Genomic DNA, 14,319 nt, shown 5'->3' with positions numbered 1-14,319 from the left:
ACCACCAAGACTACCTGTACTGGTGTTGAGATGTTCCGCAAGCTGCTTGACGAAGGTCGTGCTGGTGAGAACTGCGGTGTATTGCTGCGCGGCACCAAGCGTGACGACGTAGAGCGTGGTCAGGTATTGGCTAAGCCGGGCACCATCAAGCCGCACACCAAATTCGAAGCTGAAGTGTACGTTCTGTCTAAAGAAGAAGGTGGTCGTCATACTCCTTTCTTCAAGGGCTATCGTCCTCAGTTCTACTTCCGTACCACTGACGTAACTGGTTCGTGTGAACTGCCAGAAGGCGTTGAGATGGTTATGCCGGGCGACAACGTGAAAATGGTTGTTACCCTGATCAAGCCGATCGCCATGGACGAAGGCCTGCGTTTCGCGATTCGCGAAGGTGGCCGTACCGTTGGTGCAGGCGTTGTAGCCAAGATCATCGAGTAATCGATTATCCCGCTATAAGCAAAAGGGCCCTTCGGGGTCCTTTTGCTTTGGTTGACAGATCAAAATTCGATCTATAGAATTGCGCCTCCTTTTCATGGGCATAGTCTGTCCAAAGGAACCAGCTTGGAGTTCAAGATCAAATGCAAAACCAGCAAATACGCATTCGGTTGAAGGCGTTTGATCACCGCTTGATCGACCAGTCGACGCAGGAAATTGTAGAAACTGCTAAGCGAACTGGTGCTCAGGTGCGTGGTCCGATTCCACTACCGACTCGCAAAGAACGTTTCACTGTGCTGATTTCTCCGCACGTGAACAAAGATGCGCGTGATCAGTACGAAATTCGTACTCACAAGCGCGTGGTTGATATTGTTCAGCCGACTGACAAGACTGTCGATGCTTTGATGAAGCTCGATTTGGCTGCAGGCGTCGAAGTGCAAATCAGCCTCGGTTAACAGCCTTATTTTGGGGCTGTGGCCGTGTAACGCTCTGGAATGGGCGGCCATAGCGGGTAAAAGCCCCGTACACTTATGAGGTTTATAAGATGACTATTGGTGTTATCGGACGTAAATGCGGTATGACCCGCGTTTTTGCCGAAAGCGGCGTATCGATCCCGGTTACCGTGATCGAAGTCGAGCCAAACCGTATCAGTCAGGTGCGTAGCGCCGAAACTGACGGTTACAAGGCAATTCAAGTGGTGGTCGGTGAGCGTCGTGCTTCCCGAGTATCCAAGGCTCAGGCCGGTCACTTGGCGAAAGCTAGCGTGGCTGCAGGTCGTAAGAGCTGTGAGTTCCGTCTGGAAGAGGGTGAATACCAGGCGGGTGAACAGGTCACTGTGGAAATTTTCCAAGCTGGCCAGTTGGTTGATGTTACTGGTCAGTCCAAAGGTAAGGGCTTCGCCGGTACTATCAAGCGCTGGAATTTCCGCGGTCAGGACAACACTCACGGTAACTCTGTTTCCCACCGTGTTCCTGGTTCTATCGGTCAGTGTCAGACCCCCGGTCGTGTCTTCAAGGGCAAGAAAATGTCCGGTCACATGGGTGCTGAGCGCGTAACAGTCCAGTCTCTGGAAGTGGTTCGCGTGGATGCTGAACGTAATCTGATCCTGGTTAAGGGCGCAGTGCCTGGGGCCACCGGTTCGGATGTCGTTGTGCGTCCGGCTGTTAAGGCTCGCGGTTAATAGGGGAGTCCTGAGATGCAATTAAATGTTGCCGGTGCCAGCGCGATCGATGTAAACGATCGCACTTTCGGTGCCGATTTTAATGAGACGCTGGTTCACCAGGCAGTCGTCGCCTACATGGCTGGCGGTCGCCAAGGTACTCGCGCCCAGAAGACTCGTTCTGAAGTCTCTGGTGGCGGTAAAAAACCATTCCGTCAAAAGGGCACAGGTCGTGCTCGTGCCGGTACTATCCGCAGCCCCATCTGGCGCTCGGGCGGTACTACTTTCGCTGCTAAGCCGCAGGATCACTCGCAAAAGCTGAACAAGAAAATGTACCGCGCTGCTGTGCGTTCCATCTTGTCTGAGCTGGTGCGTCAGGATCGTCTGGTTGTGGTTGAAAGCTTTGCCGTTGACGCGCCGAAGACCAAAGTTCTGCTGGGTAAGCTGAACGACATGGGTCTGGCTGATGCGTTGATCGTGACTGAAGCGATCGATACCAACCTGTATCTGGCTGCCCGTAACCTGCCGCACGTTGACGTGCGCGATGTGCAGGCTACTGATCCGGTCAGTCTGATCGCTTATGACAAGGTTGTAATGACCGTGTCTGCTGTCAAGAAGTTCGAGGAGCTGCTGGCATGAACCAGGAACGCGTATTCAAGGTGCTGCTGGGTCCGCATATCTCCGAGAAGGCGAGCATTCTCGCGGACAGTAAAAAGCAGTTTGTATTTAAGGTTGCCACTGATGCAACCAAGCTGGAAATCAAGAAGGCCGTCGAACAATTGTTCGAAGTGAAGGTCGCTGAAGTTGCAGTCCTTAATGTTAAGGGCAAGACCAAGCGTACCGCTCGCGGTTTAGGTAAGCGTAGTGACTGGAAAAAAGCCTACGTTTCCCTGCAGCCGGGCCAGGACATCGATTTCGCCAGCGCTGAATAAGCAAGGGGTGCATTATGGCAATCGTTAAGTGTAAACCGACCTCCGCTGGCCGCCGTTTCGTGGTCAAGGTCGTCAATGCCGACCTGCACAAGGGTGCTCCTTACGCTCCGCTGGTCGAGAAGCAGTCCAAGTCGGGCGGCCGTAATAACAACGGTCGCATCACTACCCGTCATGTGGGTGGTGGTCACAAGCAGCATTACCGCTTGGTCGATTTTCGTCGCAACAAGGACGGCATTCCTGCCGTTGTTGAGCGTATCGAATATGACCCAAACCGTACTGCGCATATCGCCCTGTTGAAGTATGCCGACGGCGAGCGTCGTTACATCATCGCCCCGAAAGGCGTTTCTGCTGGTGATCAACTGATCTCTGGTCAAGAAGCCCCGATCAAAGTGGGTAATACTCTGCCGCTGCGTAACATTCCAGTGGGTAGCACCATTCACGGCATCGAGCTGAAGCCAGGCAAGGGTGCGCAAATTGCACGTTCTGCTGGTGCATCGGTACAGCTGGTTGCTCGCGAAGGCGCTTACGTTACTGTGCGTCTGCGCTCTGGCGAAATGCGTAAAGTGCTGGCTGAGTGCCGCGCCACCTTGGGCGAAGTGTCCAATGGCGAGCACAGCTTGCGTTCGCTGGGTAAGGCTGGTGCTAAGCGCTGGCGTGGTGTTCGTCCGACCGTTCGTGGTGTTGCCATGAACCCGGTAGATCACCCGCACGGTGGTGGTGAAGGTCGTACTTCTGGTGGTCGTCACCCGGTTTCTCCGTGGGGCTTCCCAACCAAGGGTGCGAAGACTCGCGTCAACAAGCGCACTGACAAGATGATTGTCCGTCGTCGCAAGTAATAGAGTGAGGATACGATAGTGCCGCGTTCTCTTAAGAAAGGTCCTTTTATCGATCTTCACCTATTGAAGAAGATCGAAGTGGCAGTAGAAAAGAACGAGCGTAAGCCGATCAAAACTTGGTCGCGCCGTTCAATGATTCTGCCGCAGATGGTTGGTTTGACCATTGCTGTCCACAACGGTAAGCAGCACGTACCTGTGCTGATTAACGAGGACATGGTTGGCCACAAACTGGGTGAGTTTGCCGGTACCCGCAATTATCGCGGTCACGTGGCAGACAAGAAGGCCAAGCGTTAAGGGGTAATGAAGATGGAAGTAGCTGCAACCCTAAAGGGCGCTCGTCTGTCTGCTCAGAAAGCCCGCTTGGTCGCTGACCAGGTTCGTGGCAAGAAAGTAGGCGAGGCTCTCAACCTGTTGGCGTTCAGCAATAAAAAAGCTGCCGCCATTGTGAAGAAAGTTCTTGAGTCGGCAATTGCTAACGCCGAGCACAACGAAGGCGCAGACGTGGATGACCTGAAAGTCTCTACCGTTTTCGTCAACGAAGGGCGTTCGCTCAAGCGCATCATGCCGCGCGCCAAAGGCCGTGCCGATCGCATCACCAAGCGTTCGTGCCACATCACGGTCAAGGTCGCCGACAAGTAACGGAGCAGATTTAGATGGGTCAGAAAGTACATCCCAATGGCATCCGCCTGGGAATCGTCAAGGAGCACACCTCCGTTTGGTACGCAGAAGGCAAGAAGTACGCCGATTATCTGCTGGCCGACCTGCAGGTTCGTGAATACCTACAAGACAAATTAAAAAGCGCGTCCGTAAGCCGTATCGACATCGCTCGCCCGGCTCAGACTGCACGTATCACCATCCACACCGCTCGTCCCGGCATCGTGATCGGCAAGAAAGGTGAAGATGTTGAGAAGCTGCGTCAGGACCTGACCAATAAGATGGGTGTGCCTGTGCACATCAACATCGAAGAGATCCGTAAGCCGGAACTCGATGCCATGCTAGTAGCGCAAAGCGTTGCTCAGCAGCTGGAGCGTCGCGTTATGTTCCGTCGCGCTATGAAGCGCGCCGTACAAAACGCCATGCGTATTGGTGCCAAGGGCATCAAGATCCAGGTAAGTGGTCGTCTGGGTGGTGCGGAGATCGCGCGTACCGAATGGTATCGCGAAGGTCGTGTGCCGCTGCACACTCTGCGCGCTGACATTGACTACAACACCTACGAAGCTCACACCACTTACGGTGTGATTGGTGTGAAAGTCTGGATCTTCAAGGGTGAAGTTATCGGTGGCCGTCAGGAAGAACTGAAGGCACAACCGGCACCCAAGAAAAAAGCTGCTAAGTAAGGGGTACGCAAATGTTACAACCTAAGCGTACGAAGTTCCGCAAGCTTCACAAAGGCCGCAACCGCGGTCTGGCAAATCGCGGGAGCAAAGTGAGCTTTGGCGAATACGCATTGAAAGCGACCGGTCGCGGTCGTATCACTGCACGTCAAATCGAATCTGCTCGTCGGGCTCTGACGCGTCACGTTAAGCGTGGCGGTAAGATCTGGATCCGTGTGTTCCCAGACAAGCCAATCACCGAGAAGCCCCTGGAAGTTCGTCAGGGTAAAGGTAAGGGTAACGTCGAGTACTGGGTATGCCTGATTCAACCAGGCAAAGTACTTTACGAAATCGAAGGTGTTTCTGAGCAACTGGCGCGCGAGGCATTTGCCTTGGCTGCCGCTAAGCTGCCTGTCGCCACCACCTTTGTTAAGCGGACGGTGATGTGATGAATCTCAACGAACTGCGTGAAAAATCTGTTGAGCAGCTCAATGAGCAGCTGCTGACTCTGCTGCGCGATCAGTTCAACTATCGCATGCAGAAGGCCACTGGCCAATTGGGGCAAACTCACCTGTTAGGTCAGGTGAAGCGCGATATCGCACGTGTGAAAACTGTGCTCAACCAGAAGGCAGGTAACTAACCATGGCTGAGACTCAGAAGACCGTCCGTACGCTGACCGGTAAAGTTGTCAGCGACAAAATGGACAAGACCATCACCGTGTTGATCGAGCGTCGCGTTAAGCACCCGATCTACGGCAAGTATGTGAAGCGTTCCACCAAGCTGCACGCCCACGACGAAACCAACCAGTGCCGTATCGGCGACTTGGTAACCATCCGCGAAACGCGTCCGGTTGCTAAGACTAAGAACTGGGCATTGGTTGAAGTTGTAGAGCGTAGTGCCGACGTTTAAGGAACCCAGCAGCTCCCACCTTTCTGAGGGTGGGAGTCGGAGAAAGTTATGATTCAGACTCAATCCATGCTTGATGTCGCTGACAACAGCGGTGCACGTCGTGTGATGTGTATCAAGGTGCTGGGTGGTTCGCACCGCCGGTACGCCGGTATTGGCGACATCATTAAAGTTACCGTTAAGGAAGCAATTCCGCGCGGTAAGGTCAAAAAAGGCCAAGTAATGAACGCTGTCGTGGTTCGTACCCGTCATGGCGTTCGTCGTCAGGATGGCTCGCTGATCCGTTTCGACGGTAACGCAGCTGTTTTGCTGAACACTAAGCTCGAGCCGATCGGTACCCGTATTTTTGGGCCCGTGACTCGTGAACTTCGCTCTGAGAAGTTCATGAAGATCGTCTCGCTTGCCCCTGAAGTGCTGTAAGGAGTTTCGATCATGAAAAAGATTCGTCGTGACGACGAGGTGATCGTCATTGCCGGCAAAGACAAGGGCAAGCGCGGTAAGGTCCTGAAAGTGCTGGCTGATGATCGTCTGGTGGTTGGCGGTGTCAACCTGATCAAGCGTCATACCAAGGCTAACCCTATGCTGGGTCAAGCTGGCGGTATCGTTGAGAAGGAAGCGCCCCTGCACGTATCTAACGTTGCCATCTTCAACGGCGAGACCAGCAAAGCTGATCGCGTTGGCTTTAAGGTAGAAGACGGCAAGAAAATCCGTGTATTCAAGTCGACCCAAAAGCCGGTTGACGCCTGAAACGATTAGGTAACCATCATGGCCCGATTGAAAGTTCAATACCGGAAAGAAATCGCTCCCAAGTTGCAAGAGCAGCTGGGCCTGAATGCGATGGCTGTACCGCGTATTAGTAAAATCACCCTTAACATGGGTTTGGGCGAAGCTGTTGGTGACAAGAAAGTCATCGAAGCAGCTGTCGCTGATATGGAAAAAATTGCCGGTCAAAAGGCGATTGTTACTTACGCACGCAAATCCATTGCAGGCTTCAAGATCCGTGACGGCTGGCCAATTGGCGTCAAGGTGACCCTGCGTGGCGATCGTATGTACGAATTCCTGGATCGTCTGCTGTCTATCGCGCTGCCGCGCGTACGTGACTTCCGTGGTCTGAATGCCAAGTCCTTCGATGGTCGTGGCAACTACAGCATGGGTGTTAAAGAGCAGATCATCTTCCCGGAAATCGATTACGACAAGATCGATGCGCTGCGTGGTATGGACATCACTCTGACCACCACTGCCCGTAACGATGATGAAGGCCGCGCTCTGCTGCGTGCTTTCAGCTTCCCGTTCCGTAACTGAGGGAGACTGGTTCATGGCTAAGAAAAGCATGAAAAACCGCGAGCTGAAGCGTCAGCTAACGGTTGCCAAGTTCGCTGCTAAGCGTGCTGCGCTGAAGGCGATCATTGCTAACCAAGAGCTGTCCGCTGAAGAGCGCTGGGAAGCCCAGATCGCCCTGCAGAAGCAGCCGCGTGATGCGAGTTCCTCGCGCCTGCGTAACCGTTGCCGTCTGACCGGTCGTCCTCACGGTGTATACCGTAAGTTCGGTCTGTCGCGCATCATGCTGCGTGAAGCGGCTATGCGTGGTGATGTGCCGGGTCTGGTTAAAGCCAGCTGGTAATGCATTCGCTGCTTAGGCAGTAAATGTTGAATCAAGCCCCTTTTGGGGCTTGATTCGTTTCTAGGGTATCCCTAGAATACCCGGCTCGCCGATTGCGGGGTAAATCCGTCTGTGTGGCGAGTGTGTGGCCGAAAGGCCTTTTAATTGTTTTTGGAGCATTAAGCCTATGAGTATGCAGGACCCGTTAGCAGATATGCTAACCCGCATCCGTAATGCCCAGTCGGCTGAGAAGAGCAGCGTAAGCTTGCCATCTTCCAAGCTAAAGGTGGCGGTTGCGTCTGTACTGAAGGAAGAAGGCTACGTTGCCGATTTCCGTGTCGAAGGTGATGTTAAGCCTGTCTTGGTTGTCGAGTTGAAATACTTTGAAGGTCAGCCGGTTATCGAAGAGCTGAAGCGTGTGAGCCGTCCTGGTCTGCGCAACTACCGCTCTGCTGATGCCCTGCCTAAAGTTCGCGGCGGTCTTGGCGTTTCCATCGTATCCACCAACAAAGGCGTGATGACTGATCGCGCCGCACGAGCTGCCGGTGTCGGTGGTGAAGTGCTTTGCACCGTGTTCTAAGGGGGTGGAATAATGTCTCGCGTAGCGAAGAACCCCGTTAAGTTGCCTGCTGGCGTTGAAGTTAAACTCGCTGGTCAGCAACTGAGCGTGAAGGGTGCGAAAGGCGCCCTAGAATTGAATCTGCATGCGTCCATCGAAGTCGAGCACGCTGATGGCGAATTGCGTGTAAAAGCGCGTAACGGCGACCAACTGTCCCGTGCGATGTCTGGTACCACGCGTGCGCTGCTCAATAACATGGTCACTGGCGTGAGTCAGGGCTTTGAGCGCAAGCTGCAGCTGGTGGGTGTTGGTTATAAAGCACAGGCTAAGGGCGAAGTATTGTCTCTGGCGCTGGGTTTTTCCCATCCGATCGATTATCAGCTTCCAGCCGGTATTACGGCTGAAACCCCAAGCCAAACCGATATCCTGATCAAGGGTATTGATAAGCAGCTAGTGGGTCAGGTGGCTGCCGAAATCCGCGATTTCCGTCGTCCAGAGCCTTATAAGGGTAAGGGCGTGCGTTACTCGGATGAGGTTGTCCGTCGTAAAGAAGCTAAGAAGAAGTAAGGTCTAAGCACATGGACAAGAAAGTATCCCGTCTGCGTCGCGCGGTTAAGGTTCGCCTTAAGCTGCGTGAACTTGGAGCGGTGCGCCTGTGCGTTAACCGTTCTTCACAACATATCTATGCCCAGGTTATCTCGGCTGACGGCGGTAAGGTGCTTGCTAGCGCTTCTACCCTCGACAAAGAGCTGCGCCAGGGTGCCACCGGCAATATCGAAGCCGCCCAGAAGGTTGGTGCACTGATCGCTGAGCGCGCTAAAGCCGCTGGCATCACTAGCGTCTCCTTCGATCGCTCGGGCTTCAAGTACCACGGTCGCGTTAAGGCTTTGGCTGACGCTGCTCGTGAAAATGGCCTGGAGTTCTAAGGGGTAGGTTATGGCTAATAACGAACAAAAGCGCGACGAAGGCTACATCGAGAAGCTGATCGAAGTTAATCGTGTAGCTAAGACCGTTAAAGGTGGTCGCATCTTCGCTTTCACAGCACTGACTGTTGTTGGTGATGGTAAGGGTCGTATCGGCTTCGGTCGGGGCAAGGCGCGTGAAGTGCCTGCCGCTATCCAGAAAGCGATGGAAGCTGCACGCCGCAACATGATTCAGGTTGACCTGAACGGTACCACGCTGCAGTACCCCATACGCTCTGCTCATGGCGCCTCTAAGGTGTACATGCAGCCGGCTTCGGAAGGTACTGGTGTCATTGCTGGCGGCGCGATGCGTGCTGTGCTGGAAGTGGCAGGCGTACATAACGTACTGGCTAAGTGCTATGGCTCGACTAATCCGGTGAACGTTGTTCGTGCGACCTTTAATGGTCTGCGTGACATGCGCTCGCCAGACGCGATCGCAGCTAAGCGCGGCAAGAGCGTGAAGGAGATCGTCTAATCATGGCTAATGCAAAAATCCAAGTCACTCTGTTCAAGAGTGTCATTGGCCGCATCAAGTCGCACCAAGCTTGTGTCAAAGGTTTGGGCCTGCGTCGCATCGGTCACACCGTTGAAGTAGAAGACACTCCGGCCACTCGTGGGATGATCAATAAGGTCTCCTACATGGTCCGTGTGGAGGGTTAATCGATGAAATTGAACGATCTACGTTCCGCTCCTGGCGCGCGTCGCGAAAAGCACCGTCCAGGTCGTGGTATCGGTAGCGGTTTGGGTAAGACTGGTGGCCGTGGTCACAAGGGTCAAACCTCACGCTCTGGTGGCACGATTGCTCCGGGCTTCGAGGGTGGTCAACAGCCGTTGCACCGTCGTCTGCCTAAGTTTGGTTTCGTGTCTTTGCAGGCACTTGTGACTGCAGAAGTGCGTACCTCTGAACTGGCTAAAGTGACTGCTGATGTGGTGACTCTGGAAGCGTTGAAAGAGGCTAACGTCCTCGGCAACAAGATCCAGCGCGCCAAGATCGTCCTGTCGGGCGATGTTTCTAAGGCAGTAACTGTGAAGGGCTTGCGTGTCACCAAGGGTGCTCGCGCGGCTATCGAAGCAGCTGGCGGAAAAATCGAGGAATAAATGGCTAAGCAAGGCGCTCTCTCGGCGATGAGTGGTGGTGGCATGGGTGAGCTGTTTGCTCGTCTGCGCTTCCTGCTTCTGGCAATTGTTGTCTACCGTGTCGGGGCTCATATCCCGGTGCCGGGCATCAATCCAGATCAGTTGGCTGCTTTATTTCGTCAGAACGAGGGTACCATCCTTAGTCTGTTCAACATGTTCTCTGGCGGCGCGCTAGAGCGGATGAGTATCTTTGCATTGGGGATCATGCCGTACATTTCGGCATCGATCATCATGCAGTTGCTTACCGCGGTTAGCCCGCAGCTGGAGGCGTTGAAGAAAGAAGGTGAGTCTGGTCGTCGCAAGATAAGCCAGTACACCCGTTATGGCACTTTGGCTTTGGCTTTGGTTCAGGCTTTCGGTATGTCCGTTGGTCTGGCGAGTCAGGGTGTGGCTTTCTCTACTGGCTTCAGCTTTTACTTTGTGGCGATCACAACTTTTGTGACCGGCGCAATGTTTATGATGTGGCTGGGCGAGCAAATCACCGAGCGCGGTGTGGGCAACGGCATTTCGATGCTGATTTTTGCCGGCATCGTTGCAGGTCTGCCGTCTGCCCTTGGGCAGTCGATTGAGTCTGCGCGTCAAGGTGACATCAATATCTTCGCTCTGTTGTTGGTTGGTTTGCTGGCGATTGCGATCGTCGCATTCGTTGTGTTTATCGAGCGCGGTCAGCGTCGTATCACAGTGAATTACGCCAAGCGCCAACAGGGTCGCAAGGTGTTTGCAGCGCAAACGAGTCATCTGCCGTTGAAAGTGAATATGGCTGGCGTTATTCCAGCGATTTTCGCAAGTAGCTTGCTGTTGTTCCCGGCTTCGCTGGGGCAGTGGTTCGGTCAAGCAGAAGGCATGGGTTGGTTGCAGGATATTTCTCAGGCGATCGCGCCTGGGCAGCCATTGAATATTTTGCTGTTTAGCGCAGGGATTATCTTCTTCTGCTTCTTCTATACAGCATTGATGTTCAATCCTAAGGAAGTGGCTGAAAACCTGAAGAAGTCTGGTGCGTTCATTCCGGGTATTCGTCCGGGTGAGCAGTCTGCCAAGTACATCGATGGCGTCCTGACCCGATTGACCTTAGTGGGTGCGTTGTATATGACGGGCGTTTGCTTGCTGCCAGAGTTCTTGGTGGTGGCGTCCAATGTGCCTTTTTATCTGGGTGGTACTTCATTGCTGATCGTGGTCGTTGTTGTGATGGACTTTATGTCTCAAGTACAATCGCACCTCGTTTCGCACCAGTACGAATCCATTTTAAAGAAAACTAACCTCAAGGGTTACGGCGCAGGCATGCGCTGATAACTTTTCAGGTTGAGGAGTTGATCGTGAAAGTTCGTGCTTCGGTCAAGAAGATGTGCCGTAACTGCAAAGTGATCCGTCGTAACGGCACTGTGCGCGTTATTTGCAGCACTGAACCGCGTCACAAACAGCGCCAAGGCTGATTGTTCGCGTTGAATAGCCCGGCAGCTAGTGTGCTGCCGGGTTGAATTATTGTTTTTACAGCGTTAAAATCCTGCGCCCTTTTCCTTGGCTCGTGGGGCTTGGGACTGCTGTCAATTGGAGTTAACTGAATGGCCCGTATTGCTGGCGTCAACATTCCAGATAACAAACATACTGTTATCTCGTTGACCTACATCTTTGGTGTTGGTCGTCCGACTGCCTACAACATCTGTGCCGCAACTGGTATTGATCCGGTTGCTAAGATCAAAGATCTCACAGAAGAGCAGATTGACATTCTGCGTGGTGAAGTGGCAAAGCTGGTTACCGAAGGTGACCTGCGTCGTGAAACCAACATGAACATTAAGCGTCTGATGGATCTGGGCTGCTACCGCGGTCTGCGTCATCGTCGCGGCCTTCCGGTGCGTGGTCAACGTACTAAGACCAACGCTCGCACCCGTAAGGGCCCGCGTAAGCCGATCCGCAAGTAATTGCATTTGCTGAAACAGGAATACTGAGATGGCAAAGCCCGCAGCTCGTCCTCGTAAGAAAATTAAAAAGACGGTAGTGGATGGCATCGCCCATATCCACGCATCGTTTAACAACACTATCGTAACCATTACCGACCGTCAGGGTAACGCCCTGTCTTGGGCTACCTCTGGTGGTTCAGGTTTCCGCGGTTCGCGTAAGAGTACTCCGTTTGCTGCCCAGGTAGCTGCTGAGCGTGCCGGTCAGGCTGCTCTGGAGTATGGTCTGAAGAATCTTGACGTTAACGTCAAAGGTCCTGGTCCAGGCCGTGAGTCCGCTGTGCGTGCTCTTAACTCTTGTGGTTACAAGATTTCCAGCATCACCGATGTGACGCCCATCCCGCATAACGGATGCCGTCCTTCGAAGAAGCGCCGCGTGTAAGCAGGAGACAGTTAAATGGCTCGTTATATTGGTCCCAAGTGCAAACTGTCTCGTCGTGAAGGCACCGATCTCTTTCTGAAGAGTGGTGCGCGCGCGCTGGAGTCAAAGTGCAACATCGAAACCGCTCCAGGCCAGCATGGTCTGCGTCGCGGCCGCCAGTCAGAATACGGCACCCAGCTGCGTGAAAAGCAGAAAGTGCGTCGTATCTACGGTGTGCTGGAGCGTCAGTTCTCTAACTACTACAAAGATGCTGCTCGTCAGAAAGGCGCCACCGGCGAAAATCTGCTGCAGCTGTTGGAGTGCCGTCTGGATAACGTGGTTTACCGCATGGGCTTCGGCGCTACTCGCTCCGAATCACGTCAGCTGGTATCGCACAAAGCTATCCAGGTTAACGGTAAGACTGTGAACGTTCCTTCGTACCAGGTTAAGGCCGGTGACGTTGTGTCTGTTCGCGAAAAGTCGAAGAACCAACTTCGCATCGTGCAAGCGCTTGAGCTGTGTGCTCAACGTGGTCGCGTCGAGTGGGTTGAAGTCGATGCTGATAAGAAGTCCGGCACTTTCAAAAGTGTTCCGGTTCGCAGCGACCTGTCCGCTGACATCAACGAAAACCTGATCGTCGAGCTCTACTCTAAGTAAGAGCTAACCAAAGGTGCCTTCATGCAGAGTTCGGTAAACGAGTTCCTGACCCCCCGTCATATTGACGTGCAAGAGGTCAGTGCAACCCGCGCTAAAATCACCCTCGAGCCCCTCGAGCGTGGTTTTGGCCACACCCTGGGTAACGCACTGCGCCGCATTCTTCTGTCTTCTATGCCCGGCTGTGCCGTTGTAGAAGCAGAGATCGATGGCGTGCTGCACGAGTACAGCACCCTTGAGGGTGTACAGGAGGATGTCATCGAGATCCTGCTGAACCTCAAAGGTCTGGCCATTAAGCTACATGGTCGCGATGAAGTGACTTTGAGTCTGTCCAAAAAAGGCGCAGGCCCAGTCACCGCAGCCGACATCCAGTTGGATCACGATGTTGAGATCGTTAACCCCGATCACGTCATTGCCAATCTGGCAGCCAATGGCTCGCTGAACCTTAAATTGACTGTTGCTCGTGGCCGTGGCTATGAGCCGGCTGATTCTCGTCAAAGCGACGAAGATGAAAGCCGCAGCATTGGTCGCCTGCAACTGGATGCTTCCTTCAGCCCCGTCCGCCGTGTGGCGTATGTGGTTGAAAGCGCCCGTGTTGAACAGCGCACCAACCTGGACAAACTGGTGCTGGATCTGGAGACCAACGGTACTCTGGACCCAGAAGAGGCCATCCGTCGCGCCGCGACCATTCTGCAGCAGCAGCTGGCAGCCTTCGTTGATCTGAAGGGTGACATTGCGCCGGTAGAAGAGGAAGCCGAAGACGAGATCGACCCGATCCTGTTGCGTCCTGTTGACGACCTAGAGCTGACCGTTCGTTCGGCCAACTGCTTGAAGGCGGAAAACATCTACTACATTGGCGATCTGATTCAGCGTACTGAAGTCGAGCTGCTTAAGACTCCGAACCTGGGCAAGAAGTCTCTTACTGAGATCAAGGATGTCCTGGCCTCGCGTGGTCTGTCACTCGGCATGCGTTTGGACAACTGGCCGCCGTCTAGTCTGAAAAAAGACGATAAGGCTACGGCCTGATCGTCCTTTATAACCAAACGAGAGTTTGGTGAGGAAATGAACCATGCGTCATCGTAAAAGTGGTCGTCATCTGAGCCGTACCAGCGCGCACCGCAAAGCCATGTTTCAAAACATGGCCGTGTCGCTGTTCGAGCATGAGCTGATCAAAACCACCCTGCCTAAAGCTAAAGAACTGCGTCGCGTTGCCGAGCCGCTGATTACTTTGGCTAAGGTTGACTCGGTAGCTAACCGTCGTTTGGCTTTCGACCGTACCCGTTCTAAGGAAGCGGTTGGTAAGCTGTTTAACGATCTGGGTAAGCGTTATGCCGGTCGCCCAGGTGGCTACGTACGTATCCTGAAGTGCGGTTTCCGTCCTGGCGACAAGGCACCGATGGCATACGTTGAGCTGGTAGACCGTGCGGTCTCTGGCCAGGTAGAAGCTGCTGCCGAATAAGCGTAACGCGTAAGCTTACGTCTACAACAAACCCCAGCCTTGTGCTGGGGTTTGTTG

General features: G+C 53.7%; 29 protein-coding genes. All 29 read left to right on the top strand.

The genetic code is table 11. The features are described from left to right. Positions 1-435: EF-Tu C-terminal domain-related protein (locus MKI83_RS11625; protein WP_241586251.1), on the top strand; the 435-nt coding region annotated here is incomplete at its 5' end. A 140-nt stretch (positions 436-575) separates the two neighbouring features. After that, complete coding sequence (gene rpsJ / locus MKI83_RS11620) at positions 576-887, top strand: 30S ribosomal protein S10 (protein ID WP_071872871.1); 312 nt, start codon at positions 576-578, stop codon at positions 885-887. 89 nt (positions 888-976) lie between these two features. Then, the gene (gene rplC / locus MKI83_RS11615) at positions 977-1,612 is read left to right on the top strand and encodes a 50S ribosomal protein L3 (RefSeq protein ID WP_241586249.1); all 636 of its coding nucleotides are present in this window, start codon (positions 977-979) and stop codon (positions 1,610-1,612) included. Positions 1,613-1,627: 15 nt separating this feature from the next. Next, positions 1,628-2,230: a 50S ribosomal protein L4 gene (gene rplD, locus MKI83_RS11610; protein ID WP_241586247.1), complete on the top strand. Its 603-nt coding sequence runs from the start codon at positions 1,628-1,630 to the stop codon at positions 2,228-2,230. Beyond that, positions 2,227-2,523, top strand: a complete 297-nt coding sequence (gene rplW / locus MKI83_RS11605; RefSeq protein ID WP_241586245.1) for a 50S ribosomal protein L23 — start codon at positions 2,227-2,229, stop codon at positions 2,521-2,523. Before rplD ends, rplW begins: the two co-directional genes overlap by 4 nt. A 14-nt stretch (positions 2,524-2,537) precedes the next feature. Then, positions 2,538-3,359 carry a 50S ribosomal protein L2 gene (gene rplB / locus MKI83_RS11600; RefSeq protein ID WP_241586244.1) on the top strand — a complete coding sequence of 274 codons (822 nt, stop codon included), beginning with the start codon at positions 2,538-2,540 and terminating at the stop codon, positions 3,357-3,359. 18 nt (positions 3,360-3,377) lie between these two features. Beyond that, entirely contained in the window at positions 3,378-3,653 is a 276-nt protein-coding gene (rpsS, locus tag MKI83_RS11595) for a 30S ribosomal protein S19 (protein WP_241586241.1), read from the top strand. Positions 3,654-3,665: 12 nt separating this feature from the next. Further along, entirely contained in the window at positions 3,666-3,998 is a 333-nt protein-coding gene (rplV, locus tag MKI83_RS11590) for a 50S ribosomal protein L22 (RefSeq protein WP_071873001.1), read from the top strand. A 14-nt stretch (positions 3,999-4,012) separates the two neighbouring features. Next, entirely contained in the window at positions 4,013-4,696 is a 684-nt protein-coding gene (gene rpsC / locus MKI83_RS11585; RefSeq protein ID WP_071872877.1) for a 30S ribosomal protein S3, read from the top strand. Between the two features lie 11 nt (positions 4,697-4,707). Next, positions 4,708-5,121 carry a 50S ribosomal protein L16 gene (rplP, locus tag MKI83_RS11580; protein WP_241586240.1) on the top strand — a complete coding sequence of 138 codons (414 nt, stop codon included), beginning with the start codon at positions 4,708-4,710 and terminating at the stop codon, positions 5,119-5,121. Further along, the gene (gene rpmC / locus MKI83_RS11575) at positions 5,121-5,312 is read left to right on the top strand and encodes a 50S ribosomal protein L29 (protein ID WP_241586237.1); all 192 of its coding nucleotides are present in this window, start codon (positions 5,121-5,123) and stop codon (positions 5,310-5,312) included. The genes rplP and rpmC overlap by 1 nt, the downstream gene beginning before the upstream one ends. A 2-nt stretch (positions 5,313-5,314) precedes the next feature. Further along, the gene (gene rpsQ / locus MKI83_RS11570; protein WP_241586235.1) at positions 5,315-5,581 is read left to right on the top strand and encodes a 30S ribosomal protein S17; all 267 of its coding nucleotides are present in this window, start codon (positions 5,315-5,317) and stop codon (positions 5,579-5,581) included. Positions 5,582-5,629: 48 nt separating this feature from the next. Next, the gene (gene rplN, locus MKI83_RS11565; RefSeq protein WP_241586225.1) at positions 5,630-5,998 is read left to right on the top strand and encodes a 50S ribosomal protein L14; all 369 of its coding nucleotides are present in this window, start codon (positions 5,630-5,632) and stop codon (positions 5,996-5,998) included. 12 nt (positions 5,999-6,010) lie between these two features. Then, the gene (gene rplX / locus MKI83_RS11560) at positions 6,011-6,325 is read left to right on the top strand and encodes a 50S ribosomal protein L24 (protein WP_241586223.1); all 315 of its coding nucleotides are present in this window, start codon (positions 6,011-6,013) and stop codon (positions 6,323-6,325) included. Positions 6,326-6,343: 18 nt separating this feature from the next. Beyond that, on the top strand, positions 6,344-6,880 hold the full coding sequence (rplE, locus tag MKI83_RS11555) for a 50S ribosomal protein L5 (RefSeq protein ID WP_241586221.1): 537 nt from the start codon (positions 6,344-6,346) through the stop codon (positions 6,878-6,880). A 13-nt stretch (positions 6,881-6,893) separates the two neighbouring features. Beyond that, on the top strand, positions 6,894-7,199 hold the full coding sequence (gene rpsN / locus MKI83_RS11550) for a 30S ribosomal protein S14 (protein ID WP_241586219.1): 306 nt from the start codon (positions 6,894-6,896) through the stop codon (positions 7,197-7,199). A 166-nt stretch (positions 7,200-7,365) separates the two neighbouring features. Then, complete coding sequence (rpsH, locus tag MKI83_RS11545; RefSeq protein WP_241586217.1) at positions 7,366-7,758, top strand: 30S ribosomal protein S8; 393 nt, start codon at positions 7,366-7,368, stop codon at positions 7,756-7,758. 12 nt (positions 7,759-7,770) lie between these two features. Further along, complete coding sequence (gene rplF / locus MKI83_RS11540; RefSeq protein WP_241586215.1) at positions 7,771-8,304, top strand: 50S ribosomal protein L6; 534 nt, start codon at positions 7,771-7,773, stop codon at positions 8,302-8,304. A gap of 11 nt (positions 8,305-8,315) precedes the next feature. Then, on the top strand, positions 8,316-8,663 hold the full coding sequence (rplR, locus tag MKI83_RS11535; RefSeq protein ID WP_241586213.1) for a 50S ribosomal protein L18: 348 nt from the start codon (positions 8,316-8,318) through the stop codon (positions 8,661-8,663). 10 nt (positions 8,664-8,673) lie between these two features. Next, positions 8,674-9,174 (top strand): 30S ribosomal protein S5, encoded by a 501-nt coding sequence (gene rpsE, locus MKI83_RS11530; protein ID WP_241586211.1) that lies wholly within the window; start codon positions 8,674-8,676, stop codon positions 9,172-9,174. A gap of 2 nt (positions 9,175-9,176) precedes the next feature. Next, on the top strand, positions 9,177-9,359 hold the full coding sequence (rpmD, locus tag MKI83_RS11525; protein WP_241586201.1) for a 50S ribosomal protein L30: 183 nt from the start codon (positions 9,177-9,179) through the stop codon (positions 9,357-9,359). Between the two features lie 3 nt (positions 9,360-9,362). Next, a complete protein-coding gene (gene rplO, locus MKI83_RS11520; RefSeq protein ID WP_241586199.1) occupies positions 9,363-9,797 on the top strand; it encodes a 50S ribosomal protein L15 in 435 nt (144 codons plus the stop codon). Further along, a complete protein-coding gene (gene secY, locus MKI83_RS11515; RefSeq protein WP_241586189.1) occupies positions 9,798-11,123 on the top strand; it encodes a preprotein translocase subunit SecY in 1,326 nt (441 codons plus the stop codon). 26 nt (positions 11,124-11,149) lie between these two features. Next, positions 11,150-11,266, top strand: a complete 117-nt coding sequence (rpmJ, locus tag MKI83_RS11510; protein WP_071872892.1) for a 50S ribosomal protein L36 — start codon at positions 11,150-11,152, stop codon at positions 11,264-11,266. A 129-nt stretch (positions 11,267-11,395) separates the two neighbouring features. After that, on the top strand, positions 11,396-11,752 hold the full coding sequence (rpsM, locus tag MKI83_RS11505; protein ID WP_241586180.1) for a 30S ribosomal protein S13: 357 nt from the start codon (positions 11,396-11,398) through the stop codon (positions 11,750-11,752). Positions 11,753-11,780: 28 nt separating this feature from the next. Beyond that, positions 11,781-12,170 carry a 30S ribosomal protein S11 gene (gene rpsK, locus MKI83_RS11500; protein WP_241586178.1) on the top strand — a complete coding sequence of 130 codons (390 nt, stop codon included), beginning with the start codon at positions 11,781-11,783 and terminating at the stop codon, positions 12,168-12,170. Positions 12,171-12,185: 15 nt separating this feature from the next. Then, positions 12,186-12,806 carry a 30S ribosomal protein S4 gene (gene rpsD / locus MKI83_RS11495; RefSeq protein WP_241586175.1) on the top strand — a complete coding sequence of 207 codons (621 nt, stop codon included), beginning with the start codon at positions 12,186-12,188 and terminating at the stop codon, positions 12,804-12,806. 21 nt (positions 12,807-12,827) lie between these two features. Further along, complete coding sequence (locus MKI83_RS11490; RefSeq protein ID WP_241586165.1) at positions 12,828-13,829, top strand: DNA-directed RNA polymerase subunit alpha; 1,002 nt, start codon at positions 12,828-12,830, stop codon at positions 13,827-13,829. 43 nt (positions 13,830-13,872) lie between these two features. Beyond that, a complete protein-coding gene (gene rplQ / locus MKI83_RS11485) occupies positions 13,873-14,262 on the top strand; it encodes a 50S ribosomal protein L17 (RefSeq protein WP_241586163.1) in 390 nt (129 codons plus the stop codon). Positions 14,263-14,319: the final 57 nt, after the last annotated feature.

The organism is Atopomonas sediminilitoris, assembly GCF_022601735.1.
Taxonomy (GTDB): Bacteria; Pseudomonadota; Gammaproteobacteria; order Pseudomonadales; family Pseudomonadaceae; genus Atopomonas; species Atopomonas sediminilitoris.
This window is presented reverse-complemented; position numbering and strand designations above follow the sequence as displayed.